Source organism: Weizmannia sp. FSL W8-1119 (genome assembly GCF_038008605.1).
Classification (GTDB): Bacteria; Bacillota; Bacilli; order Bacillales; family Bacillaceae_C; genus Weizmannia; species Weizmannia coagulans.
In genome coordinates, this window is the sequence record NZ_JBBOZL010000001.1 from 718,811 (window position 1) to 744,754 (window position 25,944).

Consider the following 25,944-nt stretch of genomic DNA (forward strand, 5'->3'; position numbering starts at 1 on the left):
ATCGTCTCCAGCCATAGAGATTATACGTTTTTTGTTGTTAAATTATTTATACAAGATTTAGGCTAGGCTGTCAATACAAAAAACAAAATTTTTTATCAGTTCAGATTTTACTCCTCCTTCTCTTCCTTCCTGTCCATTGTCCCATCCGTCAGTGTTTTGTCAGCCAGCTTCTTCGTTTTCTTCTTTTCATTTTCTTCTTCGTTCTTCAACTGTTTATCGGACATGGTTTCACTTCCTTTTTGTCGTTAGTATACCCCGAGGATCGGAAGCTGAAACATCCGCCGGTTTTGTTTAAACGGTTGGGCAAAGGGTATGCAGACAAAAAAAGCGAATGGAGTTGGAAGGATGGAGAATGACAGAAAACAGGGCAATCATTTAAGCCGGTCGCTGAAAAACCGGCATATTCAGTTTTTGGCATTAGGGGGCGTCATCGGCGTCGGTCTGTTTTACGGCGCTTCGCAGGCAGTGAAAATGGCGGGACCGGGCGTTTTGGCGGCGTATATTGCGGCCGGCCTGGTTGTCGCCATTGTCATGCGGGCGCTCGGGGAAATGACGGTTGAAAAACCGGTGGCCGGATCATTCAGCAAGTATGCGCATGATTTGTTCGGCGAGCGGATGGGCTTTGTTTCAGGCGGCATGTGGTGGTTTTTATGGGTGGCGACTGTGATGTCGGAGCTTGCCGCGATCGGAAAGCTGGTCCAGTTCTGGTTTCCGCATTTTCCGGCCTGGATTCCAGGATTTTTGGCACTCATTTTATTCACAGTTTCTAATTTACTGGCTGTAAAAATTTTTGGCGAGATTGAGTTTGTGTTTGCGATTTTAAAAGTCATTGCGATTCTCGCCTTTATGGTTTTCGGCGCGCTGATGATTTTTACCGGTTTATTTAATGGTGGAAAAATCGTTGGCTTTTCGAACCTTTGGGCGCACGGCGGGTTTTTCCCGGCCGGGTGGTTCGGCGTTTTCCAGGCGGTTGCGATTGTGATTCAGGGATACGCCGGCATTGAAACGCTCGCCGTGGAAGCAGGCGAATCAGACAACCCGCGCCAGTCGATGCCGAAAGCATTCAGAAGTGTTACATACCGGATTTCCTTTTTCTATATCGGATCCATTTTGATCATGCTGTGCGCGTATCCGTGGACGCAACTGGCCGGGCATGACGGTAGCCCGTATGTTCTTCTTTTCTCGCAAGTTGGCATTCCGGTTGCGGCAACGCTGATGAACCTGATCATTATTTTCTCCGGGCTCTCATCGTGCAATACCGGCGTTTACGGTGGCAGCCGGCAGCTTTACAGTATGGCGAATGAAGGATTGCTCCCGCGTTCCCTCAACAAACTCAACAAACAGCGAATTCCGTACGCCGGCGTGTTTGCAACTGCTGTGGCCATGTCGGTTGGAACCGTCATCACGTATCTTGCGCCGGATACTGTCTATGTTTGGATTACGAGTGCTTCCGCCTTTTCGGCTATTTTTATCTGGGCACTGATCCTCGTGCTGGAGCTTGTGAACCGGGCCGCATCCAAAGACAAAGGTGCAAGTTTTCATTACAAAATGCCGTTCTGGCCGGTTTTGCCGATTGCCGGGCTGGTCATGCTTCTTTTAGCTTTTATCGCGATTGCCATTTCACCGTTAACCCGCATTTCCGTTTTCGCCGGTGTTCTCTGGCTCGTCTTTCTGCTTGTATACTACCAAATCGCAGTCGCCCCGAAAGTGCGCGCGAAGAACACGCCGCTCAGGGAATCGCCTGTGAAAGATTACTAAGCTCTGAAGTGGGCTGCTCCGGATCGAACCGGAGCAGTTTTTCGTGTTTCGATATTTGGTCCTGGAAGATTGCGGCTGCTCTGCGTTTTTCTTCCCGCGAAATGCTCGGGTTCTTCGCAATGTTTGCGCGTTTTCCCTCTGCAATCGTTTTTGCTCTGAATATGCTGCCACTGGATGCCAAAAAATTCGTTTTCAGGATGTTCCTGCTTTAGGAAAAACCAGACTTTTCCTGTCACCTGGTGAAATGCCGGCGAAAAATGATCACAACAGAGTCCGTTTTAAAAATGTTCACTTTTTGACATGCCGCCATTTTGCAGGAATTCCGACAAAAATGTCGAAATCTTACGGGGAGGGCATTGCCCATATTGGGAGGGATTGCAATGAATCGGGAAGAATACGAAACGGTTTTATCCGTACACCGTGTACCTGTCTCATCATTACGTTCGGAATGCAACCCGGACGAGTTTCCGTTTGAAACGACAGATGATTTAGAAACGCTGCCGAATGAAATGATCGGGCAACAGCGGGCGGAACAGGCGATGGATTTCGGTTTGTCTGTCGAGCAGTCCGGTTACAATTTATTCGTCGTCGGACCGTCCGGGACGGGCAGAATGACGTATACGCAACATAGTGTCGAAAAGCTCGCATCCGGACGGCCGGTGCCGGATGACTGGTGCTATGTCAACAATTTTGAAAATCCGGACCGGCCGCTTGTCATCAATTTGCCGGCTGGAAGCGGCCTCCGTTTTCAGCGCAAGATGGAAACCCTTTTGATTGATATTGAACGGGAACTCCGCGCCACTTTTTCAAATGAAGAAACGGAAAAGAAGAAGCGGAATATCATTGACGCGTCGCAAAACCAGGTCGAGGCACTTTGGAGAGAAACGGAAATGTTCGCGTCCGGGCTGAATTTTAAATTGGAGCGGACCCCGGCCGGCATTCAAACCATTCCGCTTTTTTTCGGCCGGCCGATGGAAAAAGAAGAATACGAGCGGCTTTCCGATGCCAACAAAGAAAAATTGAAAGAACGGGAAAAACAGCTTGAGGAAAAAATCAATGAAACGGTGTACCAGATCCGGAAAATTGAAGAACAGCTCCGGAAAAATCTCGACCGTTTTCATAAAGAGACAGCTGCTTTTACCATTGAAGGCCTGTTCCAGCCGCTAAAAGAAGCTTACCGCGATTTTCCAAAAGTCCTCCGCTATCTCGAAGAATACAACCATGATGTTGTCGAGCATTTTTCGCTGTTTTTAACCGACCAGGAAGAAGGAAACGCCGTCGTCCAGGCGCTGACCGGCAGCAAAGAGCAGCAGCTCCAGCGCTATGCCGTCAATCTCCTTGTCAGCCATAAAAACGGCCAGGGCGCGCCTGTCATCTATGAAACGAACCCGACATACCAAAACTTATTCGGGAAAATCGAGTACCGCGGCGCGTTCGGCAGCTGGACGACCAATTTCACGCTCGTTAAACCGGGCGCAATCCATATGGCGAACGGGGGCTATTTAATTTTGCAGGCTGCCGAACTGCTGTCGCAGCCGTATGCATGGACCCTTTTGAAACGCGCGTTGCAAACGGGGAAAATCCAGATTGAAGACCCGTTTGCTGAAAGAGGCGCTTTCCCGACGAGCGGCCTTAAGCCTGAGCCTGTCCCGCTCAATATCAAAGTGATCATTATCGGGTCTTACTATTTATACGATTTGTTATCAAGCGTGGATGAAGATTTCCATAAGCTGTTTAAAGTGAAAGTCGAGTTTGACACGGTGATGAAGCGGGATGCGGAAAACCGCAGGAAAATGGCTTATTTTATCAAAAATTATGCAGATCGGAAAAACCTTCTCCCGTTCCACCGGCGCGCCGTTGCGAAAGTCATTGACCACAGTGCGCGCCTTGCCGGGGAACAGGAGAAACTGACAGCGCGCTTCCAGGACCTGACAAAAATTCTCGTCGAATCAGGTTACTGGGCGAAAAAAGAAGGAAGCGCCTGCGTAGACAGCCATCATATCCGCAAAGCGCTGGAAGAGCAGGCAAACCGGACGAACCATATTTCCGAACAATACCGCGAAATGATCCATAACGGGACGATTATGGTGGATACGGACGGCGAACGGGTAGGCCAAATTAACGGCCTGGCTGTGATGGGGACAAGGGATGCAACATTTGGCATTCCGACAAAAATCACGGCGCAAACGTTTGTCGGAAAAAGCGGCATTATGAACATTGAACGGGAAACCTCTTTAAGCGGGCAGATTCATAATAAAGGGCTGCTCATTTTAACCGGGTTTTTATCCGGCATGTTTGCCAAAAACAAGCCGATCCCGCTTTCGGCGAGCATCACGTTTGAACAGACCTATTCGCTTATTGACGGTGACAGCGCCTCCAGTACCGAATTGTATGTGCTTCTTTCATCGCTTGCCGGCGTGCCGATCAAACAGGGGATTGCCGTTACCGGTTCAGTGAACCAGTGGGGCGAGATCCAGCCGATCGGCGGTGTAAATGAAAAAATAGAAGGCTTCTTCGCCATCTGCAAAGACCGCGGGCTGACAGGGCGCCAGGGCGTCATTATTCCGCAGCAAAATGTTTGCAATTTGATGCTGCATGATGAAGTCGTGGATGCCGTGAAAGCCGGCCAATTCCACATATGGGCCGTCCGCCATATTTCGGAAGGGATTGAAATTTTAACCGGCGAAAACGCGGGAGCAGAACGCACTTCCGGCGGCCACTTCCCGGACGGCACCATTTTTGCAAAAGTGGAAGCCCGTTTTCAAAAAATGTATGAATCTGTAAAAGAAACGAAACAATAATGTAATCTGGCGGGCAAAGAGAGCCCGCCTTTATTATAATTTTTTGGCAAGAACTAGTCTGAAAGAATCATTTCCGTTTTACGCTCTATAATGGTTCCTTCTTTTGCGGTTATAATAATAAAACAGGCAAATGTGAAAAATTTTCATCATCCCGTTTTTCATCGTTTCAAATCCGTATTGCATAAAGGGGGAAGGGGGCGCTGCTGTGGCAATGCAAAAAAGATACAGAGCGTGCAGCCCGGCATCTGCATCGTCGTGTAGAAAGGATTTGAGTTTGAAATTGAGCAAAACATCAAGTGAGGATTTTAAAAAAATTCCGTTGAGTGAGAATCAGATCAGAGGAATTCTCCACTCTTTCATGCATTCGTTTGAATCAATTGAAGTGCAGACAAGCAAAGACAGGCACCGGGAATTGACAATCGAGCAGGCAATCGATTTGCTTGTCCGCAATATGAGCAGGGAAAGTATACTCGATTTTATCCACCAGCTTAACATCATCTGCGAGCGCCGTTCGAGCGTGCTGGCTTATGTGAAATACATTTTGACAGCATTAGTCGTGCGCCTGGAACAAAGCGGAAAAAGGGATATCAATCGTTATAACTAAACTGGAGATGGCTGCCTTTTCCCCGGCTCCGGTAACTGCTGTAACGTAACCGTTATCGCGAAAGGGAAGCTCCATTCTTGAATGTGCAAAGAAAGCTTTGAATGGAAAACATTTTTCCATTCCGGTTTATCGTAAGGGAAAGGTGTATAGGTTTTAAAACGAAGGAACCATTGCTGGATGGAAAGATGCGTCTGGTTCCGGATTCCGCAATCGCAGCAGCGTAGCCGTTATCGGTGGTGGGGGTTTTTTAAAAAAGTGCGGGATAGGGATATCCTTCATTCCGGTTTCCGTTCGTATTGCGCGTAACCGTTATCGTGCAAGGCATGTTTAAAAATACGAAGGAACCACTGCCGGATGGAAAGCTGTTTTTGCATGGATGGGAAGAAGGGGTTTTCGAAGCGTTCGGGATATCAATCGTTCATTGCATGGGAAGAGAGTTCACTCCGGTTTTCGTTTGTGCTTGGCGAAACCGCTGCCGCATGTTTAAGCGTATGAGAGGTCCTTTACTGCACGGAAAGATGCTTTTGGCCGTATACCGTATGATATGGAGAAAGGAGTTAAAGTGCCCTTTGCCGGGTATCATTAATGTACGGAAAGTAGCGCCCCATATAGAAAGGAGGCATTCATGTGAGAAAAGCCCCGCTTATGCCTTTGCCGGCGGCTTTTTTTAAAAAAGATACGCTGGAGCTGGCGCGTGCCCTTCTCGGTTGCCTGCTCGTCAAAGAGACGGAAGAAGGAACGGCGGCCGGTTTTATTGCCGAAACGGAAGCATACATGGGTGCATGGGACAGGGCCGCGCACAGTTATGGAAACCGGCGGACGAAAAGAACGGAAATCATGTACTATGGCCCGGGCCACGTGTATACATACCAAATGCACACCCACTGCCTCGTGAATGTCGTCAGCGGCCGGGAAGGCACACCGGAAGCCATCCTGATCCGTGCCGTGGAACCTTTTATTGGAACGGAGCTGATGTTTGCCCGCCGGAAAGTCAAGGAAGCAAAGCAACTCACAAACGGTCCCGGGAAGTTAACAAAAGCATTAGGCATTACAATGGAAGACTACGGGCGCGTATTTTACGAACGCCCGCTCTTTATTGCGGAAGGATACGAACCGGAACAAATCGAAACCGGCCCGCGCATCGGAATCGATAACACCGGTGAAGCCAAACATTACCCGTACCGGTTCTGGATAAAAGAAAACCGTTATGTATCGAGGCGGGCGTAAACGGCAAAGGCGGTGCGTGAAGAAAGTGCCGAAGAGAAAAAACACCGGCATGTAGCCGGTGCCGGGCGATTATATGAAAACGGATTCTTTACGCCTTGTGTCCAACGACCATCGCTTATTAAAACCAGCAAATGATCCGCTACTCTATTTCTTAAACGGGAGGCCGGCGCAAAGTTGAAATCGGCTTAAAGGCCGGCTTCTTGCGTCGGACTACCAGAAATAGCCGTAGCCGCCGTACGGGAAGCCGTAGCCGCCGTAAAGCGCAGGTGCGAGCAATGCCGATGTTGCCAGGCCGCCTGCAAACCCTCCGAGGAACGGGCCAAAACCGAATCCCCATGGCCTGAATCCCCACGGCCTGAAGCCCCATGGCCTAAAACCCCATGGCCGGAATCCGAAGCCTCCAAATCCCCATGGCCGCAATCTTACATCTTCATGGTTCAATGTTTCATAATAAGGAACTTCTTGATAACCTGTATTCAAAGTTTTTCCTCCTCAACCCCATTATTTTTTGTACGATAAAGCATATGTGAAAAACCCGGTGCCTGTATGGGTATTTGCCTTTTATCCCAAAAATTTGCGCTGCTTCACCCGTTCCGGCATGGACACCTCTGAAAAAACCCTTCCGGCTTCAGGTAAGGCATTCGCCAAAGTGAAATTTTAAAGCGGCGGATGTTAAAAACGGCTGGAAACATCCGATACAAATAGTAGACAAAAAAGCGGTTTTGTTCCGCCATGAAACAAGGCATGGCGGGAACGTCGGAACATAAGGAGATACTTGCTATGATTGGAGCGACGCAGTGGCAGGCTGCGCATCCGCCTCTTGCAAACAGCACACCGCAGGCACAAAAGGCAACCGAGGCGGATCAGGCCAGGCCAATTGTGACAAAAGAAAACAGGGAACAAAGCCTTCCCGCCAATGAAGAAACGAAAGAAAAAGTGAAAAAAGCGGTGGACCAGCTGAACCATTTCTTGTCCGGATCATCCACCCATTTAAAATTTCAATTTCATGACCAGCTGAAAGAATATTATGTTACGATTGTCGACGACAAGACGGACCAGGTGATTAAAGAAATTCCGCCGAAAAGGATTTTGGATACGTATGCCGATATGCTGCACCATGTCGGGATTCTGGCCGATGAAAAGGTATAAGGAGGGAATTGAATGACATCCATACAAAGAATCACAGGGCTTGCGAGCGGCATGGACATCGATTCCATTGTCGAAAAAATGATGACCGCGGCAAAACAGCCTTTGGTCAAACTGCAGCAGCAAAAGCAAATTTTGGAGTGGCAGGAAGAAGACTACCGGACGCTGAACCAAAAATATTTTGACTTCCGCTCCACGCTGTCCAACATGAAATTGACAACCAAGTACAGGGTGCGTACGACAACCTCGTCAAACGAAAATAATGTGACGGCCACTGCGGCAAATAATGCTGCACTCGGATCAGCAACCATCCAAAGCGTTACGCAACTGGCAACGGCTGCGACAAAAATCAGCGGATCAGGATCTGAAACGGCAACAACGATTTCCAAATCCGGTGCCAAAATCAAAGCGGACGCAAGCCTTTACAGCCAGACCGGGAACTTTTTAAACGGCATTACTTGGAACAACGGGGTCGTGGTCTCCCAGTCTTTTTCAGGAGACGGGGATGCGACGGCATCGGTCAAACTGTCCAATCCTCCTGTTTCAACAACGACGGACGGTATTACCTATTATGCTATGAATGTAAAAGTCAATGGCAAAACCTATCAGGTTGTAAATGATAAAAGCAATATTCCTGACAATGAAAAAGGCAATTATGCCGTTTATAACGCGGAAAGCGGCGTGTTGACATTTGACAGTGCGGTATCTTCGGGATCCAGCATCAATGTGGAGTATGTCGCGGGGGCGGTGACAGAAACAAAAACATTGGCCCAGGGTACGGCAACGATGCAGCTGGGGCATGGCTTGATCGCAACGGATGCGGGCGGAGATCAGGCGTTCAGCTTAAAAATCAACAATACAAACTATGTGCTCGAAAACGACAAACTGTACGCAGAATCCGATACAGGAAAAAGCAGTCCGATCGGTACGCTGGATGCTTCAACCGGACTGATCACGTTTACGGATTCATCTGTATTAAGCGGAGAAAGCAACACAGTTTCCGTCACTTATTCATCAAAATATGCCACCATGTCGCTCGGAAGTTATAATGAAGACGGAAGTATAAATAAAGCGACTTTTTATATTGATGGCACGGATTCTTTAAATACTGTCATGGCAGATGTAAACAACCATTCGACACTTGGGGTTTCCATGTACTATGACGAAAATGCAGACAGGGTTTCGCTCACGAGAAAAATGACCGGAGACTTCAACAAAAACCAAAAAAACAATAAAGGTGATGAAATCATCATCGGCGGGTCTGGCAATGATTTTTTAAATCAAACATTGCAGTTTAATGGCAGCAAAGAATCCGGCGGTGAGAATGCAAAATTTACGATGAACGGCCTGGAAACAGAACGTACGTCCAACACGTTCGCCATCAACGGCGTAACGTACACCCTTAAAAGCAAATTTGATACACCCGTCACGGTTACGGTCTCTAACGATACGGACACCATTTTCAAAAACATCAAAGATTTTGTGGACCAGTATAACAGCCTGATTGATGCCGTGCAGTCGAAGCTGAATGAAGACCGCTACCCGGATTATGCGCCGCTTACGGACGACCAGCGCAAGGAATTGACGGACACGCAGCAGGACCAATGGGATAAAAAAGCGAGAAGCGGCCTTTTAAGGAATGATATGACGCTGAAAAGTTCCTTGTCGAACATGCGGTCATTGATTTATTCAAAAGTAAATAACGCCAATATTTCATCCGAATACAACCAGCTATCAAGCATCGGCATCACAACGACTTCCGACTGGCTTAAAGGCGGCAAGCTAGAAATTAATGAAGACAAGCTGAAGGCCGCGATCCAAAACGATCCGGATTCGGTTGAACTGCTGTTTCGCGCGACCGGCAGCACAACATCGGAAAAAGGCATTGTCCAAAGGCTGTACGACAGCGTCAATAATACTTATAACACGATCGTTGACAAAGCCGGGAAATCCACTTATGTGAACACCCAGTTTACGATCGGGAAAAACATCAACGATTTGACGGATAAAATCCGTGACATGAACGACAAACTGGGCAAGCTTGAAGACCGTTATTATGCGCAGTTTACAGCGATGGAGCAAGCAATCCAAAAATACAACAGCCAATATACTTATCTATCCAGCTTTTTCAGCAATAGTTAAAGGAGGGGCCGCAAATGGCAACACGTAATCCATACCAGGCGTACCAGAACAACTCGATTGCAACCGCATCGCCGGGCGAGCTGACATTGATGCTGTACAATGGCTGCCTGAAATTTATCCATTTGGCAAAAAAAGCCATTGAAAACAAAAATTTTGAAGAAAAAAATCAAAATATCCAAAAAGCGCAAAACATCATCCGCGAATTGATGATGACGCTGGATACAGGCAAATTTGAAGATGCAGAAAAGATGCTTTCCCTTTACGATTTTATCCTGCGCGAACTGATCCAGGCCAATGTGAAAAATGACGTGTCAAAACTGGATACAGCAGAAGAATTGGTGGCGGGTTTCCGTGACACCTGGAAGCAGGTCATCCAGGTGAACCGCCGGCAAACATACGGGCAGGGCGGCAAAGTATGACGGGCGATCTTGCCGCCTGCCTGGAGCTGACGGAAGCGCTACTTTCGGAATTTCATAAAGAACAGCCGAGGGAAACCTTGATCCAAAACGTCCACCGGCTCCTCGACCGGCGCGGGGCGCTGCTTGCTGCCATGAAACCGCCTTTTTCCGCTGAAGCGCAATGGCTTGGAAGAAAAATCATGGATCTCGACAAACAATTGAAGCCCCTGATGCAGAAAACGCTGTCCGGCATCCGGAACGATATTCAGCAAGCTGCGAAAAAGAAAACGTCCATGAAGCAGTATATAAATCCGTACCAGTCCCTGCAGTTAAATGATGGAAGGTTTTATGACCGGAAAAGATAGAAGTTCTGATCGATGCAGAACTTCTTTTTTTCGGGAAAGGCCGTGTAAACCGGCATGATGGCTGCTTTTTACAGCGGCAACAGGGGGATGACAAATATTTCTAAGAAAAATTCGCCAAAAAAGAAGGAATTTAGACAGGAAATGTGTAAATATATAAGTGTAAGATTATTAGAGAAGGCAGCGCTTTTACCGTGCAAAGTGAAAGTACGAGCATACCGCGGTATGCAAGGGGCTGCCAGTTGATGAGGAGGGGTCCACATGATGAACTACAACATTCGTGGCGAAAACATTGAGGTAACTCCGGCGATTCGGGATTATGTTGAGAAAAAAGTGAACAAGTTGGATCGGTATTTCGTAGAAACGCCAGACACTTCCGTCAATGTAAAACTTAAAGTCAATCCGGATAAAACTTCCAAAGTGGAAATTACAATTCCAATGCCGCAGCTCGTATTGCGCGCGGAAGAAACCAATGAGGATATGTACGCGGCAATTGACCTGATTGCTGACAAATTGGAGCGGCAAATCCGCAAACATAAAACAAAAGTAAACCGGAAACTGCGTGAAAAAGGAAGCACGAGGGAACTGTTCACTCCGGACGCCGTACTGAAAGAAAAACAAGCCAGGAAAGAAGAAGACTCAGAACTGCAAATTGTGCGGACCAAACATTTTAACTTAAAACCGATGGACAGTGAAGAAGCAGTGCTGCAAATGAACCTTCTGGGCCACAACTTCTTCATTTACACCGATGCGGAAACAAATCATACGAACATCGTATACCGCCGCAAAGACGGCAAATACGGGCTGATTGAAACAAAATAAGGGAATGGCGAAGCAAGCACCCGCGGTGAATCCGCGGGTGCTTTTGCAGCATGGGCCTATCCGGTGAAAGCAAAGCGGGCCGGGGGCGGTTTTTTAGCACACAACGCGAGCCGGCAAGGAACGCGGCTCCGGCAGAAAGGTGAAAACGAGCCGGTGCCTATGTTCAGGATAGAAGACCTAATTAGACAATTCGCCCTGCTTCGCCGGTGGTTTTGTCAATTGGAGCTTCTATCGGGACAAAACCCTTGGCAGACATGGCTCTTTTGTCTAATGAGCCGCCATGCTGCAGTGGACGCGGCCCCGGCAGAAAGGTGAAAATGAGCCGGTGCCTATGTTTAGGATAGAGAAGAAAAAAGGCAAGCAGGAAGCGAGAAAAGCCCGGATGGCGGACTGGAAACCGGGAGGCGGGCAGCCGGCAAGGCATCCGCTTGCAGGAAAGGCCAGTGCAGGGACAGACATTTCTATACGAGGGGGAAAGATGATGGACCTGGATTACTTGTATCATCCTTATGTATCCACCAGAAATACCGTTTTTGCCAAAAAAGGAATGGTTGCCACTTCACAGCCGCTAGCTGCCCAGGCCGGCCTTGAAGTTTTACAAAAAGGCGGCAATGCGATTGATGCCGCTATTGCCGCAGCCGCCGCCTTAACGGTCGTGGAGCCGGCCTCGAACGGCATCGGTTCAGATGCATTCGCCATTGTTTGGGCGGGCGGGAAACTGCACGGTTTAAATGCAAGCGGGCCCGCACCGCAGTCGATTTCCATTGAGGCCGTGAAAAAACAAGGGTATGAAAAAATGCCGGCTTATGGGGTGGTCCCGATTACGGTGCCGGGCGCGCCGGCAGCATGGGCGGCGCTATCGGAAAAATTCGGGCGGCTCCCGCTGGCAGACGTTGTGCAACCGGCAATCCGGTATGCGGAAGAGGGGTACCCGCTTTCGCCGGTTTTGGGAAAATACTGGGAAAGGGCATTCCGCCAGTTTCAAACGATTTTTAAAGAAGAAATGTTCCGGCCATGGTTTGACACGTTTGCGCCGGACGGCAGGGCGCCGGCAATCGGGGAAGTGTGGAAATCGCCCGGGCATGCCGCGGCATTAAAGGAAATTGCGGAAACGAAAGCAGAAAGTTTTTACAGGGGGCCGCTTGCAGAAAAAATCAGTGCCTGTATCCGGAAATGGGGCGGCTTTTTAAGCAGGGAAGATTTGGAGGCTTATCATCCCGAATGGGTGGAGCCGATTTCCGCCAGCTACCGGGGCTATGAGGTGTGGGAAATGCCGCCGAACGGGCAGGGGCTTGTTGCGTTGATGGCGCTCAATATTGCGCAAGGATTTGAATTTCGTGAAAAAGACTGCGTGGATACCTATCATAAACAAATTGAAGCAATGAAACTCGCTTTTACAGACGGCAAAGTGTTCATTACAGATGCCGGTGAAATGAAGGCGGACATTGCACACTTGCTTTCGGAAGGCTATGCTGCAAACCGGCGCAGGCTGATCGGGGATCTGGCGCTGGATCCTGAACCGTATGAACTGCCAAAGAGCGGCACTGTCTATTTGGCGGCAGCGGACGGGGAAGGGAATATGGTTTCTTATATCCAAAGCAATTATATGGGATTCGGCTCCGGCATTGTCGTTCCGGGCACAGGAATTGCTTTGCAAAACCGGGGGCATGATTTTTCTTTGGATGAAACGCATGTGAATGCATTGAAACCCGGCAAAAAGACGTATCATACGATTATTCCCGGCTTTTTAACAAAAGACGGGGAAGCGGTCGGGCCGTTTGGGGTGATGGGCGGCTATATGCAACCGCAGGGCCACTTCCAAGTGATCATGAACACGATTGATTTTCATCTTCATCCGCAGCAGGCGCTCGATGCCCCGAGATGGCAATGGACGGAGGGGAAAAAAGTGCTGGTAGAACCCCATTTTCCGAATCACCTTGTGCAAGGGCTGATCCGAAAAGGGCACGATGTCCAAGTGGCTGCGGATACTGGCGGTTTCGGCCGCGGCCAGATCATCTGGCGCAACCTGGACACGGGCGTACTGATGGGCGGCACGGAATCGCGTGCGGACGGCATGGTGGCGGCCTGGTAAAACGCTTTTCCAATTCCAAATGGGTGCTCAGGCCTCTTCATTTTTTTCAGACAGCGGCCCGGGCATGCCGAACCGGGAAAGTCGGAATCTCCCTGGAGGTTAAAAACCGGTTGCCCGGCATGGATTTTAAATGACGATATAGACGATATACCTGAAGTTGTGCATCAGCCCCGGGCGTCCATTTGCATGGCGATGGCTTTTTGCAGCAGGCAACAGAGCGGCAATATTTTGTTTATTTTTTATGGGATTTTTAGCCTTAAGCACCGGCAGCCTGTCTCCGGGTTCTTTTGTTGTATGCGCTCCGTTTCAGTGTTACAATACAATAAGGTATATTTCAGGAAACAAAATACACGCACCCGGCAAATCCTGGGCTGTATCATCGGAATTTTCCCCAAAAAGCATGGAAACCCTGGTTTAACATGGCCGGGAAAACCCGGCGGAAAAAGTGACGCAGAAAAGAAACTGTGCTATAATTAAAATTTAAAAGTCATGGCAATTACAATGATAGGGCCGAAACAGTCCTGTTTTGATACTGAAATAAAGGAGCGTTTTGAATGGTGGCTTTTTTGGACAAAGTTTTTGATGCCAACAAACGTGAACTGAAACATCTTGAGAAGATCGCAAACCAGATTGAAGAATTGGCGTCGGATATGGAAAGGCTGTCGGATGAGCAGCTGCGCGACAAAACGGAAGAGTTTAAGCAGCGTTACCAAAACGGCGAGAGCCTTGATGACCTGCTTGTGGAAGCTTTTGCGGTTGTCCGGGAAGGCGCCAGACGTGTGCTCGGGCTTTATCCTTATCATGTCCAGCTGATGGGCGGTATTACGCTCCATGAAGGAAATATTGCCGAAATGAAAACCGGTGAAGGGAAAACGCTGACCGCCACGATGCCGGTTTATTTGAACGCCCTGTCCGGGAAAGGCGTCCATGTCGTCACGGTGAACGAATACCTGGCGAAGCGGGATGCCGAGGAAATGGGCGAGCTGTATAAATTTCTCGGGCTTACTGTCGGCCTGAATTTAACCAATATGTCGAACGAAGAAAAACAGGCCGCATATGCAGCAGATATCACATACGGGACGAACAATGAATTCGGCTTCGATTATTTGCGCGACAATATGGTGCTTTACCATGAACAAAAAGTGCAGCGGCCGCTTTATTTTGCGGTCATTGATGAAGTCGACTCGATTTTAATCGATGAAGCGCGGACGCCGCTTATAATTTCCGGACAAGCTGAAAAATCGACAGCACTGTATACACAAGCGAACGCATTTGTGCGTACATTGGAAAAAGAAAAAGATTACACTTATGATGTGAAAACGAAGAGTGTGCTGCTGACGGAAGAAGGCATCACGAAAGCTGAAAAATATTTTCACATCGACAACCTGTATGATCTCCGCAATGTGACGATCAACCACCATATTAACCAGGCACTGAAAGCCAATGTTGCGATGCACCGGGATGTCGACTATGTCGTACAGGACGGGGAAATCATCATCGTCGACCAGTTCACCGGCCGCCTGATGAAAGGCCGCCGGTTCAGTGAAGGGCTGCACCAGGCGATTGAAGCAAAAGAGGGCGTGGAGATCCAGAACGAAAGCATGACGATGGCCACGATCACGTTCCAGAACTATTTCCGGATGTATGCGAAGCTAGCCGGGATGACCGGTACGGCGAAAACGGAAGAAGAAGAGTTCCGCAACATTTATAACATGCGTGTTGTCGTGATCCCGACAAACCGCCCGATCATCCGCGACGACCGGCCGGATTTGATTTACAAAACGATGGAAGGCAAGTTCAGGGCTGTTGTCGAGGATATTAAGCAGCGCCACGACCTCGGCCAGCCGGTGCTTGTCGGGACGGTTGCGATCGAAACGTCTGAATTGATTTCCCAAATGTTGAAAAAGAGAGGCGTCCCGCATAACGTGTTGAACGCGAAAAACCATGCGCGTGAAGCGGAAATCATCAAACAGGCGGGGCAAAAAGGCGCGGTTACGATTGCGACAAATATGGCCGGGCGCGGTACCGATATCAAGCTTGGCGAAGGTGTCGTGGAACTGGGCGGCCTTGCCGTCATCGGAACCGAACGCCATGAATCAAGGCGGATCGACAACCAGTTGCGCGGGCGTTCCGGACGCCAGGGAGATCCCGGGGTAACACAGTTTTATCTGTCAATGGAAGATGAACTGATGCGCCGCTTCGGATCGGATAATATGAAGAGCATGATGGAACGGCTCGGTATGGATGATACGCAGCCGATCCAGAGCAAAATGGTGTCGCGCGCCGTTGAATCCGCACAAAAACGGGTGGAAGGCAATAACTTCGACGCCCGGAAACAACTGCTCCAATATGATGATGTTCTCCGGCAGCAGCGCGAGATCATTTATAAGCAGCGCGATGAAGTGCTGACGGCGGATAATTTGCGTGAAATCGTTGAAAAAATGATCCGTTCGGTCGTAGAACGCGTTGTAAACGCCAATGCGCCGCTCCATGAAGATGAGGAAGAATGGAACTTGCAGGGCATTGTCGATTATGTCCTGACCAATCTGCTGCGTGAAGGCGACATCACACGGGAAGATTTGCTTGGAAAAGAACCGGACGAAATGGTTGACCTTATCATGGCAAAAGTGAAGATGCGCTATGATGAAAAAGAAGAAGCATTCGGGCCGGAACAGATGCGCGAATTTGAAAAAGTCATTTTGCTGCGCTCCGTTGACTCAAAATGGATCGACCATATTGATGCGATGGACCATCTCCGTGAAGGGATCCACTTGCGCGCGTATGGCCAGATCGACCCGCTGCGCGAATACCAGTCGGAAGGCTTTGCCATGTTTGAAAATATGGTTGCATCCATCGAGGAAGATACGGCAAAATATATTATGAAAGCAGAAATCCAAACCAACCTGGAGCGGCAGGAAGTGGCAAAAGGCCAGGCTGTCGTGCCGGGCGGGGAAGAAACCGCTGTGAAGAAAAAACCGGTCCGCAAAAAAGTGCGCATCGGCCGGAATGACCCTTGCCCGTGCGGCAGCGGCAAAAAGTATAAAAACTGCCACGGCCGGCTTGAGGCTTAAAATCAGGCAGGCATACGCAAAAAAAGAAGGGGCAAAACGCCGCCCTTCTTTTTTGCGGAAAACAGCAGAAAAATTTAATGAGGTGAATGGAATGGAATTATCGGAAATCAGAGCAGAATTGGAAAATACAGCTAAGAAATTAGCGGGTTTCAGGGGGTCTCTTTGAATTAGAAGAAAAAGAGACGCGCATTGCCGAATTGGAAGAAAGAATGCTGGAGCCTAACTTTTGGGACGACCAGCAGGAAGCGCAGAAAATTATTAATGAATCCAATGCTTTAAAAGAAATGGTAAACGGCTACCGTGAACTCGAGTCGCAACAGGAGGATCTCGAAGTCACGTACGAACTGGCCAAAGAAGAAAATGACCAGGAACTGAAAGAAGAGCTTGAAGCTGAGCTTGAAGGGTTTACGGAAAAATTAAATGAATACGAGCTGCAGCTGCTTTTAAACGGGCCGTATGATGCGAACAATGCGATCTTGGAACTGCATCCCGGCGCGGGTGGTACGGAATCCCAGGATTGGTGTTCCATGCTGCTCAGAATGTATACACGCTGGGGCGAGAAAAAAGGCTTTAAAGTCGAAACCCTCGATTACCTCCCGGGCGACGAAGCCGGTGTGAAAAGCGTCACCCTCCTTTTCAAAGGGCATAACGCGTACGGTTATCTTAAAGCGGAAAAAGGCATTCACCGTCTTGTCCGGATTTCGCCGTTTGATGCAGCCGGCCGCCGCCACACTTCGTTCGTCTCGTGCGAAGTGATGCCGGAAATAGACGACAACATTGAAGTGGAAGTCCGGCCGGAAGATTTGCGTGTCGACACATACCGGGCAAGCGGGGCAGGCGGCCAGCACATTAACAAAACGTCTTCGGCTGTCCGGATTACCCATATTCCGACCGGAATTGTCGTCTCCTGCCAATCGGAACGTTCGCAAATTCAGAACCGCGAACAAGCCATGAAAATGCTGAAAGCGAAATTGTACCAAAAAGAAGTAGAAGAGAAAGAGAAACAATTGGCGGAAATCCGCGGCGAACAGAAAGAGATCGGGTGGGGCAGCCAGATCCGTTCTTATGTTTTCCATCCATATTCCATGGTAAAAGATCACCGGACAAATGTTGAAACAGGGAATGTCCAGGCGGTGATGGACGGCGAAATTGATCCGTTCATTGATGCTTACCTGCGCTCACATATTTCGTAATAAGAAAAAAGTTTTCCTGAAAATTGAACGCATGACAGGCCCGGATGCCACAATGCCGGAAAATATATGAGGGGTGCGAAACAAGCGGTCCTGTATATTGGTGTGTGGCATCCGTTTTTTTATGAAAAGGGGGATGGACATGGCAAAGAAAAGGAGAAAACCGGCGAACAAATACCGGACGATGATGATGGAATATGGATACATACTTGCCGGGTCGGCAATTGTCGCGATTACATTTAATGTTTTCCTGCTTCCGAATAATATTGCGTCCGGCGGCGTCAGCGGGATCAGCACGATTTTTCACGGGCTGTTCGGATGGAAGCCGGCCTATGTGCAATGGGGGCTTAACATTCCGCTGTTTCTTGCCGGCCTTATTTTTTTAGGTTACCAATTTGGTGTCAAAACACTTGTTGGCACCGTGTTTTTGCCGTTTGTTGTTTTTTTGACGGAAAATTGGCAGCCGTGGACGCATGATGCACTGCTGGCCGCACTGTTTGGCGGGATCGGCGTCGGGGCGGGGCTCGGGATTGTGTTTCTCGGCAGGGCTTCAACCGGCGGAACCGATCTGGCCGCGCAAATTATCCATAAATTTACCGGCATCTCACTCGGAAAATGTGTGCTTGCGATTGACGGGCTAGTTGTCCTGTCAGCAGCTGCTGTTTTCGATATTGAAAAGGGTTTGTATGCAATCATTGGGCTGTTTGTCACAAGCAAGACCATTGACCTCGTCCAGGTCGGCCTGAACCGTTCAAAAAATGTGCTCATTATTTCCGACAAATACGAGGATATCCGGAAAGAGATTTTGTTCCAGATCGACCGCGGGGTTACAAGGCTCCCTGCATATGGCGGATTTACCGACCAGGAAAAACCGATTCTGATGTGTGTCGTCGACCAGTCTGAATTTATTAAGTTGAGAAACCTTGTCAAAACCATTGACGGGAAGGCATTTGTTGTTGTGATGGATGCCGCCGAAGTGCTGGGCGAAGGTTTTAACATGCCGTAGCCGCGCGTTTACGCGTTTTTCGTATTTCTTGCCAAGCCCGGGCGGCCATCCGGTATAATGGAAGAAGAATGTGCACAGGAGGGAGGGCTTCGTGTGAAAAAATGGTGCGCAGCTTTGGCGGCGGTTCTGCTTGCAGCCGGGTTTGCTGCCTGCGGGAACGGGTCTCCATCATCTGGCGGCGGGAAAAACACGGCAAGTGGCGGCGATGCCGAAAAACTGGCAGACCAAAAATGTTCTGCCTGCCATGGCGACCAATTGCAGGGGAACGTCGGACCGAATTTGCAGCATATCGGTTCTAAGCTCAGCGAAAAACAGATTTTAAATGTCATTGAAAACGGAAAAGGAGATATGCCGAAAGGGCTTTTAAAGGGAGACGATGCCCAAAAAGTCGCCAAATGGCTCTCCAAGAAAAAATGACAAAAACGGGCCGGTTTCCGGCCCGTTTTTTTAATGCGGGTCTTAGAAACGGTCTGCTCTGTAACATCTGAAAAAATGCCGGTCCAGTAAGAGATAAGAAGCGAGCGTAACGCAATCTTTTTGAAAAAAATGAAAAAATAAAATTTGCTTATTAGGAAATTTGAAACAAAACTGTAATGTCGCTCAAGGCAAGGGATGCTATAATGGTTAATGTGCGAATTTCGAGCAATTATGCGGATTCTCGCGCGTTGAAAAGAGAAAAAAGTCAAATTTTATGCAGAAAGGCTTTTACGCAGCCTTTTCTTACAGCAAATCATCCCGTGCGGATCTTTTACTGGGACGGGTGTATGGGTATTGCAAAAATTGGCGTTTTTTGCCGGTGCCGTTGACACATTTTTCATTTCGGCACGCTACATTGAAAAAGCCAGGTGAGGAAATGATAGAATTAAAGGACGTCTATAAAAAGTACCCGAACGGCGTCATGGCCGTGAGCGGGTTAAATATAAAAATCAACCAGGGCGAATTTGTTTATATCGTTGGCCCGAGCGGCGCAGGCAAATCCACGCTCGTCAAACTGATTTACCGCGAAGAAAAGCCGACATCAGGGGATGTCATCGTGAACGGCGTCAATCTTTCAAAGCTCCGGGACAAACGGATTCCTTATTTCCGGCGGCAGATCGGTGTCGTATTCCAGGATTTTAAGTTGCTGCCGACATTGACTGTATATGAAAATATCGCGTTTGCCCTCGAAGTGATCGAGCAGGAACCTTCCTATATCCGGAGCCGCGTTATGGAAGTACTCGACCAGGTCGGGTTGAAAAATAAAGCAAGAATGCTGCCTTCTGAGTTGTCCGGCGGTGAACAGCAGCGGGTTTCCATCGCCCGTTCCATCGTCAACATGCCGAAAGTGGTCATTGCGGACGAGCCGACTGGAAACCTCGATCCGGAAACTTCATGGGACATTATGAAAATCCTCGAAGACATCAACGTAACCGGGACAACGGTTGTCATGGCTACCCATAACCGTGATATTGTAAACACAAACAAGCACCGCGTCATCGCTATTGAAGGCGGGAAAGTGGTACGCGATGAGCAGCTGGGAGGTTACGGTTATGAAGATTAATACGCTTAAACGCCACTTCCGGGAAAGTTTTAAAAGCCTTGGCCGGAATGGCTGGATGATGTTTGCATCGGCAAGTGCCGTAACGATTACCCTGCTTCTGGTCGGCGTATTTTTTGTCATCATCCTGAACATGAATAAATTTGCTTCCGATATTGAAAACGACGTGGAAATTCGCGTCCATATCGATTTAGCGGCAAAGGCTGCCGACAGGGAAAAATTGAAAAGCGAGATTGAGAGCCTGGATGCCGTCAATTCTGTCAAGTTTTCTTCTAAACAACAGGAATTAAAAGAATTGATTAAAAGAATGGGTGATGATTTTAAACTGTTCCAGCAGGACAACCCATTGTATGATGTATTTATTGTCAAAACAAAGCAGCCGACAGACACGCCGAAAGTTGCAGCGCAAATTCAAAAAATGGACCATGTTGAATCCGTCATTTACGGTAAAGGAAAAGTGGAAAAGCTGTTCCATGTTTTAAGTATCTGCCGCAATGTCGGGGTTGTGTTAATCATTGCCCTGCTCCTTACGGCGATGTTCCTTATCTCGAATACGATTAAAATTACGATTTTTGCCAGAAGAAAAGAAATCGAGATTATGAAACTGGTAGGGGCGACAAACTGGTTTATCCGCTGGCCTTTTCTTCTCGAAGGGCTCTGGATCGGGATCCTGGGGTCCATTCTGCCGATTGTGCTGATTTCCTTCGGCTATTACTCCGTTTACAAAATCGTGGAGCCGAAGCTTCAAAACAATATTATCCATATGCTTGATATCAGTCCGTTCATTTACGGCATAGACGGCCTGCTGCTCGTGCTTGGCGTCTGCATCGGAATCTGGGGCAGTTCGATGTCGATCCGCCGTTATTTGAAAGTGTAACGGGAACGGCAGGGGTGTATTCCGGTCGCGTCCGCCTGATTTTTATGCTATACCCTTTTCCGTTCGTTTTAAAACATAGGAAAAACGGGGCGTTGCGTCCCCGGATACATAAAACAAAACCATATTGCTCTGAGGGGGAAAAAGATGAAGAAGCGTTCCGTTCTGCCTGCTGCCGTTGTATGCACGCTCAGCTTGGGCGGCCTGTTCGGCTACCAGTCCAATGCGAGTGCGGCAGGAGATTTGCAGCAGAAAAAAAGCGAGATTGAGAGTAAACTTTCCAATGTCCAATCCGAAATGGACAAAAAAGACAACCAGATTTCCAACATTCAAGAAAAGCAGGCTTCTCTCGGCAGCCAGCTTGAGGCGATTGAGTCTAAAATTCAATCGGCGAACAAAAAAATCAGCGAGCAGGAACAGAATATCAGCACAACGAAAAGCCAAATTGCTGATCTGAAGAAAAATATCGCCGAAATCAAAAAGCGGATTGAAGACCGAAACGCCATTTTAGAAGACCGCGCCCGCGCAATGCAGAAAAACGGCGGCGGTTCGGTTAATTATTTGGATGTTTTTTTGGAAGCGAAAAGCGTCGGTGATTTTATTGACCGCTTTTCGGCAATGAAGACATTGGTTGAAGCAGACCGGCAAATTTTGGAAGAACAGAAAAAAGATGAACAGGATTTAAAAGACAAACAGGCATCAGTAGAGAAGAAACTGTCCGATTTGGAATCGATGCTGTCTGATTTACAATCATTAAAAGACAGTCTGAAACAGGATGAGAGCGAGAAATCGGCGTTAATCAAACAGCTGGACAAACAAAAAGATAGCCTCAAAGAAGAGAAAATGTCGCTGAGTGAACAAAAGAGCATCCTGGCTGACCAGAAAGCTTCCATTGAAAAAGCGATTGCGTTTGCGAAAAAGCAGGCTGAAGCAAGAAAAGAGGTGGCGGCAAAAGCAGATGCAGCAGCAAAGGCTCAAACGAATACGAATGCAGGATCAACAGGTTCGAAAGCAGGAACAACCAGCGCTGCATCATCGGCCAGCCCAAGTTCTGGGAGCCATTCCGGCGGGCCGCTTCCGGAAGTCTCTTCCGGGGCCTTTACACGTCCGGCATCCGGATATATTTCATCCGGATTCGGCGAGCGCTCCGGCGGGTTCCATCCGGGCGTTGACATTGCCAACAGCATCGGGACACCGGTTGTCGCTGCAGCCGACGGTGTCGTGTTCAGGGCGTACCGCTCTTCTTCATACGGAAATTGCGTCATGATCACCCACTATATTAACGGGAAGTTGTACACGACCGTTTATGCCCACTTGAGCTCGTACAGCGTCAGCACCGGGCAGCACGTCAGCAAAGGGCAGCAGATCGGCGCAATGGGAAATACCGGGGAATCAACAGGGCCCCATCTTCACTTTGAAATTTATAACGGACGCTGGACACCGCCGCCACATGCCGGTGCCCAAAACCCGAGAAACTACGTTAACTTTTAATAAAGGCGTGAAAAAGAACCGTATCTATTGGTGCGGTTCTTTTTGCATGCAATGGCAGGGAAAGTGCTGTATGATAGGTAAGACGCAAATATTATGGTATGATACAATTGTTATTTTTGCTGCGCAAACATATCCTATATCAATTTCAAAACACTTCACCGTGTTCCCGGATACCGGCCGGGAACAAACCTACAACAGGAACAAAGGGTGTACGAAAAGGAGAACGCAATGATTGTAACGGTACTACTGGTTATCTTGTTTCTTTTGAATTTTATTCTGGCAGGAACCATTATTTTCCTAGAACGGCGGGATGTCGGCGCAACCTGGGCCTGGCTTTTGGTGCTGCTATTCCTGCCGATTGCCGGCTTTATCCTGTATTTGATATTCGGGCAAAATTTAAGCCGCCGGAAAATTTTTGACTGGAAGGTACAGGAGAAGATCGGCATTAAGGAAATTTCCCAGCAGCAGATTGAACTGCTGCGCGAAAACCGGTTTCCGTTTCATGATGAGCGGACAGCCCAGTATAAGGATCTCGTTTATATGCTGCTGATGAATGACGGGTCGATCCTTTCCCAGGACAATCACGTCGATATTTTCACAGACGGCAGAAAAAAATTCCAGGCTTTATTTGAAGACATCCGGAATGCAAAAGACAGTATTCATCTTGTATATTATATTTTCCGGAATGACCGTCTCGGCCATGAATTGATTGAACTGCTGTCCCAAAAAGCAAGAGAAGGCGTAAAGGTGCGGCTGCTTTATGATGATATGGGATCGCGGATGCTGTTCCGCCGCAAATTTTTCCGGCCGCTGATTGAAGCCGGAGGGGAAGTGGCGTCCTTTTTTCCAGCCCGTATCCCGCTCATTAATTTGCGCGTCAACTTCAGAAACCATCGGAAATTGGCGATTATCGACGGACGGGTCGGTTATATCGGCGGTTTTAACGTCGGCGATGAGTATCTTGGCCTGAATAAAAAATTTGGTTATTGGCGGGACACGCATTTACGGATTTCCGGGAGCGCTGTTTATGCCATGCAGACCCGCTTTATTTTAGACTGGAATCAGGCATCGCCGCATGATGTGAAAAATGAAGAACGTTATTTCCCGGTCATCCCGCCGCAGGGGGAAACCGATATCCAGATTGTCTCAAGCGGCCCCGATTCCGAATGGGAGCAGATTAAAAACAGCTACATTAAGATGATTAATTCCGCCAAAAAATATATTTATTTGCAAACACCGTATTTCATTCCGGATGACAGCCTCCTGAACGCGCTGACGCTTGCCGCTTTATCCGGAGTGGATGTCCGGATTATGATTCCAAATAAACCGGACCATATGTTTGTCTACTGGGCGACGCTTTCCAACATCGGCCAGCTGTTAAAAACGGGCGTCAAAGTGTACATTTATCAAAATGGGTTCATCCACGCGAAAATGATTGTCGTAGACGGGAAAATTGCTTCCGTCGGCACGGCCAATATTGATGTGCGCAGTTTCCGCCTCAATTTTGAAGTGAACGCCGTGCTGTACGACCGCGAGCTTTCCGGCACACTTGCCGGCATTTTCCGGGACGACATGGCCAAATCAACCGAATTAACGCTCCATGTTTACCAGAACCGGCCGCTTTATGTACGGTTTAAAGAGTCCATTTCCCGGCTGTTGTCGCCAATTTTGTAGAAGAAAAAGAAAATTTTTCAAAAAAAGGTTGACGGTTTGCCATTGGTCTTCTATAATCTTAAACAATAAGTCATTCAAAATTGAATTATGAAAAGAAACTCTTATCTAGAGCGGCGGAGGGACTAGGCCCTGCGAAGCCCGGCAACCTTCAGGCATTTGCCTGAAAAGGTGCTAATTCCTACAGACATGCGTCTGAAAGATAAGGGAGGAACTTACATACATTGTAACCCTCTTCCCTTACGAAGAGGGTTTTTCATTTCCTCTTCCATCTTTCGCAGGAAAATTTTAAAAAACCAGGAGGATTTAAAAATGACACAATCATCATTACAACCGGAAACTTTATTGCTGCACGGGGGCCAGGAACCGGACCCGGCGACAGGCTCGCGCGCCGTGCCGGTATACCGGACGACTTCTTACGTTTTTCCGGATACAGAACATGCAGAGGGCGTCTTCAATTTATCAAAAGAAGGTTTCATTTATTCCCGCCTTGGCAATCCGACTGTGGATGTGTTTGAAAAACGCGTTGCCGCACTGGAAGGCGGAACGGCGGCTGTCGGTTTATCATCCGGCGCGGCGGCCATTGCCTTCTCCATTTTGAATATTGTGCGTGCGGGCGACGACATCGTATCCGCCAGCAATCTTTACGGCGGCACATATAATTTGTTTGCCGTGACATTGCCGAAATACGGCATTAACGTCAAGTTTGTGGACGGGTCTGACCCTGAAGCGTTCCGCCAGGCGATCACCCCGAAAACGAAAGCATTGTATGCGGAAATTATCGGCAACCCAAGCCTGCAGGTGCTCGACGTGGAAAAAGTGGCGGAAGTTGCCCATGAAAACGGCATTCCTTTGATTGTCGACAACACGTTTGCTTCTCCGTATGGCTCGAATCCGATCAAATGGGGAGCGGACGTGGTTGTCCATTCGGCGACAAAATGGATCGGCGGGCACGGAACGGCGATCGGCGGTGTTGCCGTTGACGGCGGGCATTTTGACTGGAACACAGAGAAATTTCCGGACTTCAGCGAACCGGATCCGAGCTACCACGGCTTGCGCTACGGCGTCGACACGGCACAGGCTGCGTTCGCCACAAAACTTCGCGTTCAGCTTTTGCGCGACTTCGGGCCGGCTTTAAGCCCGGACAACGCCTTTTTATTCCTGCAAGGGCTTGAAACGCTGCATCTGCGCGTGGAAAGGCATAACGAAAATGCGTTGAAAGTCGCGGAATTTCTGAAAAGCCATCCGGATGTTGCATGGGTCAATTATCCGGGACTTGAAGACCATCCGTCCCATGAGCTGGCGCAAAAATATTTGAACGGCGGCTACGGCTCCATTGTTAACTTCGGTGTGAAAGGCGGCCGGGAAACAGGAAGGCGCGTGATCGACAATATCAAGCTGTGGTCGCATGTAGCGAATGTCGGCGATGCGAAATCGCTGATCATCCACCCGGCAACGACCACGCATTCGCAGCTGAGCGATGAAGAACTGGAAAAGTCAGGGGTCACGGGTGATTTGATCCGCCTGTCTGTCGGGCTTGAAGCCGTCGAAGATTTGACAGCCGACCTCGATCAAGCCATTACAAAAGCGACGGCTGTTACAGCCCGGTAAAAGCAGGTAACGGGCCAGGCAGGTTCGTGCGAAGGCCGCCACGGCGGAATGCCAACAGGCGATCCAGAAAACTTGCACGGGATCCGTTCCGGGCTGATCCCACTATACAATTTTGTCGGCACGGACGGCCTGCACACCTGT

20 protein-coding genes and 1 riboswitch are annotated in these 25,944 nt (G+C 48.7%); of the genes, 19 read left to right on the forward strand and 1 reads right to left on the reverse strand.

Annotated elements, in window-relative coordinates; all coding sequences use genetic code 11:
* The first annotated feature begins 345 nt into the window (after positions 1-345).
* The 4 genes from NSQ19_RS03345 (at position 346) to NSQ19_RS03360 (ending at position 6,390) form a co-directional block, all read left to right on the forward strand.
* On the forward strand, positions 346-1,758 hold the full coding sequence (locus tag NSQ19_RS03345) for an amino acid permease (protein ID WP_118497993.1): 1,413 nt from the start codon (positions 346-348) through the stop codon (positions 1,756-1,758).
* A gap of 380 nt (positions 1,759-2,138) precedes the next feature.
* Complete coding sequence (locus NSQ19_RS03350; protein WP_061566313.1) at positions 2,139-4,559, forward strand: Lon protease family protein; 2,421 nt, start codon at positions 2,139-2,141, stop codon at positions 4,557-4,559.
* A 280-nt stretch (positions 4,560-4,839) separates the two neighbouring features.
* Complete coding sequence (locus tag NSQ19_RS03355) at positions 4,840-5,163, forward strand: hypothetical protein (RefSeq protein WP_235430812.1); 324 nt, start codon at positions 4,840-4,842, stop codon at positions 5,161-5,163.
* 645 nt (positions 5,164-5,808) lie between these two features.
* A complete protein-coding gene (locus NSQ19_RS03360; protein WP_029713921.1) occupies positions 5,809-6,390 on the forward strand; it encodes a DNA-3-methyladenine glycosylase in 582 nt (193 codons plus the stop codon).
* A gap of 210 nt (positions 6,391-6,600) precedes the next feature.
* On the opposite strand, the gene NSQ19_RS03365 is transcribed toward NSQ19_RS03360, so the two are convergent.
* Entirely contained in the window at positions 6,601-6,870 is a 270-nt protein-coding gene (locus NSQ19_RS03365; RefSeq protein WP_340702380.1) for a hypothetical protein, read from the reverse strand.
* Between the two features lie 300 nt (positions 6,871-7,170).
* Here NSQ19_RS03365 and flaG point away from each other — a divergent pair, with 300 nt between their 5' ends.
* The 15 genes from flaG (at position 7,171) to NSQ19_RS03440 (ending at position 25,803) form a co-directional block, all read left to right on the forward strand.
* Positions 7,171-7,539 (forward strand): flagellar protein FlaG, encoded by a 369-nt coding sequence (flaG, locus tag NSQ19_RS03370; RefSeq protein ID WP_017551657.1) that lies wholly within the window; start codon positions 7,171-7,173, stop codon positions 7,537-7,539.
* 12 nt (positions 7,540-7,551) lie between these two features.
* Positions 7,552-9,678, forward strand: a complete 2,127-nt coding sequence (fliD, locus tag NSQ19_RS03375) for a flagellar filament capping protein FliD (protein WP_340702381.1) — start codon at positions 7,552-7,554, stop codon at positions 9,676-9,678.
* A gap of 14 nt (positions 9,679-9,692) precedes the next feature.
* Positions 9,693-10,097, forward strand: coding sequence for a flagellar export chaperone FliS (gene fliS / locus NSQ19_RS03380; protein WP_340702382.1), 405 nt, complete (start codon positions 9,693-9,695; stop codon positions 10,095-10,097).
* Positions 10,094-10,441: a flagellar protein FliT gene (locus NSQ19_RS03385; protein ID WP_013858625.1), complete on the forward strand. Its 348-nt coding sequence runs from the start codon at positions 10,094-10,096 to the stop codon at positions 10,439-10,441. Before fliS ends, NSQ19_RS03385 begins: the two co-directional genes overlap by 4 nt.
* A gap of 258 nt (positions 10,442-10,699) precedes the next feature.
* The gene (hpf, locus tag NSQ19_RS03390; protein ID WP_013858626.1) at positions 10,700-11,260 is read left to right on the forward strand and encodes a ribosome hibernation-promoting factor, HPF/YfiA family; all 561 of its coding nucleotides are present in this window, start codon (positions 10,700-10,702) and stop codon (positions 11,258-11,260) included.
* 481 nt (positions 11,261-11,741) lie between these two features.
* Entirely contained in the window at positions 11,742-13,352 is a 1,611-nt protein-coding gene (locus NSQ19_RS03395) for a gamma-glutamyltransferase family protein (RefSeq protein ID WP_340703165.1), read from the forward strand.
* A gap of 554 nt (positions 13,353-13,906) precedes the next feature.
* The gene (gene secA / locus NSQ19_RS03400) at positions 13,907-16,423 is read left to right on the forward strand and encodes a preprotein translocase subunit SecA (RefSeq protein WP_017553902.1); all 2,517 of its coding nucleotides are present in this window, start codon (positions 13,907-13,909) and stop codon (positions 16,421-16,423) included.
* 91 nt (positions 16,424-16,514) lie between these two features.
* Positions 16,515-17,616 (forward strand): peptide chain release factor 2 gene (prfB, locus tag NSQ19_RS03405; protein ID WP_148256237.1). Its coding sequence is split into 2 segments (ribosomal slippage): positions 16,515-16,586 and positions 16,588-17,616, totalling 1,101 coding nucleotides; the frame shifts between segments, so codons are not numbered across the junction.
* A 139-nt stretch (positions 17,617-17,755) separates the two neighbouring features.
* Positions 17,756-18,619, forward strand: a complete 864-nt coding sequence (locus tag NSQ19_RS03410; RefSeq protein WP_029142509.1) for a YitT family protein — start codon at positions 17,756-17,758, stop codon at positions 18,617-18,619.
* A 57-nt stretch (positions 18,620-18,676) separates the two neighbouring features.
* A complete protein-coding gene (cccB, locus tag NSQ19_RS03415) occupies positions 18,677-19,036 on the forward strand; it encodes a cytochrome c551 (protein ID WP_340702383.1) in 360 nt (119 codons plus the stop codon).
* Positions 19,037-19,472: 436 nt separating this feature from the next.
* Positions 19,473-20,159 carry a cell division ATP-binding protein FtsE gene (gene ftsE / locus NSQ19_RS03420; RefSeq protein ID WP_315958119.1) on the forward strand — a complete coding sequence of 229 codons (687 nt, stop codon included), beginning with the start codon at positions 19,473-19,475 and terminating at the stop codon, positions 20,157-20,159.
* The gene (gene ftsX, locus NSQ19_RS03425; protein ID WP_340702384.1) at positions 20,149-21,033 is read left to right on the forward strand and encodes a permease-like cell division protein FtsX; all 885 of its coding nucleotides are present in this window, start codon (positions 20,149-20,151) and stop codon (positions 21,031-21,033) included. The genes ftsE and ftsX overlap by 11 nt, the downstream gene beginning before the upstream one ends.
* 144 nt (positions 21,034-21,177) lie before the next feature.
* Positions 21,178-22,521, forward strand: a complete 1,344-nt coding sequence (locus tag NSQ19_RS03430) for a murein hydrolase activator EnvC family protein (protein WP_340702385.1) — start codon at positions 21,178-21,180, stop codon at positions 22,519-22,521.
* A 228-nt stretch (positions 22,522-22,749) separates the two neighbouring features.
* Positions 22,750-24,195 carry a cardiolipin synthase gene (gene cls / locus NSQ19_RS03435; protein WP_340702386.1) on the forward strand — a complete coding sequence of 482 codons (1,446 nt, stop codon included), beginning with the start codon at positions 22,750-22,752 and terminating at the stop codon, positions 24,193-24,195.
* Positions 24,196-24,293: 98 nt separating this feature from the next.
* A riboswitch (SAM riboswitch) is annotated at positions 24,294-24,401 on the forward strand.
* Positions 24,402-24,504: 103 nt separating this feature from the next.
* Positions 24,505-25,803, forward strand: a complete 1,299-nt coding sequence (locus NSQ19_RS03440; protein ID WP_340702387.1) for an O-acetylhomoserine aminocarboxypropyltransferase/cysteine synthase family protein — start codon at positions 24,505-24,507, stop codon at positions 25,801-25,803.
* Positions 25,804-25,944 lie beyond the last annotated feature (141 nt).

Excerpts from the sequence above, each read along its gene's own strand:
- NSQ19_RS03395 (WP_340703165.1), top strand. The coding sequence starts at position 11,742 with ATGGACCTGGATTACTTGTATCATCCTTATGTATCCACCAGAAATACC.
- ftsE (WP_315958119.1), top strand. The coding sequence starts at position 19,473 with ATGATAGAATTAAAGGACGTCTATAAAAAGTACCCGAACGGCGTCATG.
- NSQ19_RS03360 (WP_029713921.1), top strand. The coding sequence starts at position 5,809 with ATGCCTTTGCCGGCGGCTTTTTTTAAAAAAGATACGCTGGAGCTGGCG.
- NSQ19_RS03430 (WP_340702385.1), top strand. The coding sequence starts at position 21,178 with ATGAAGAAGCGTTCCGTTCTGCCTGCTGCCGTTGTATGCACGCTCAGC.
- cls (WP_340702386.1), top strand. The coding sequence starts at position 22,750 with ATGATTGTAACGGTACTACTGGTTATCTTGTTTCTTTTGAATTTTATT.
- secA (WP_017553902.1), top strand. The coding sequence starts at position 13,907 with ATGGTGGCTTTTTTGGACAAAGTTTTTGATGCCAACAAACGTGAACTG.
- fliS (WP_340702382.1), top strand. The coding sequence starts at position 9,693 with ATGGCAACACGTAATCCATACCAGGCGTACCAGAACAACTCGATTGCA.
- NSQ19_RS03440 (WP_340702387.1), top strand. The coding sequence starts at position 24,505 with ATGACACAATCATCATTACAACCGGAAACTTTATTGCTGCACGGGGGC.
- NSQ19_RS03345 (WP_118497993.1), top strand. The coding sequence starts at position 346 with ATGGAGAATGACAGAAAACAGGGCAATCATTTAAGCCGGTCGCTGAAA.
- fliD (WP_340702381.1), top strand. The coding sequence starts at position 7,552 with ATGACATCCATACAAAGAATCACAGGGCTTGCGAGCGGCATGGACATC.
- NSQ19_RS03410 (WP_029142509.1), top strand. The coding sequence starts at position 17,756 with ATGGCAAAGAAAAGGAGAAAACCGGCGAACAAATACCGGACGATGATG.
- flaG (WP_017551657.1), top strand. The coding sequence starts at position 7,171 with ATGATTGGAGCGACGCAGTGGCAGGCTGCGCATCCGCCTCTTGCAAAC.
- NSQ19_RS03350 (WP_061566313.1), top strand. The coding sequence starts at position 2,139 with ATGAATCGGGAAGAATACGAAACGGTTTTATCCGTACACCGTGTACCT.
- cccB (WP_340702383.1), top strand. The coding sequence starts at position 18,677 with ATGGAAGAAGAATGTGCACAGGAGGGAGGGCTTCGTGTGAAAAAATGG.
- NSQ19_RS03385 (WP_013858625.1), top strand. The coding sequence starts at position 10,094 with ATGACGGGCGATCTTGCCGCCTGCCTGGAGCTGACGGAAGCGCTACTT.
- hpf (WP_013858626.1), top strand. The coding sequence starts at position 10,700 with ATGATGAACTACAACATTCGTGGCGAAAACATTGAGGTAACTCCGGCG.
- ftsX (WP_340702384.1), top strand. The coding sequence starts at position 20,149 with ATGAAGATTAATACGCTTAAACGCCACTTCCGGGAAAGTTTTAAAAGC.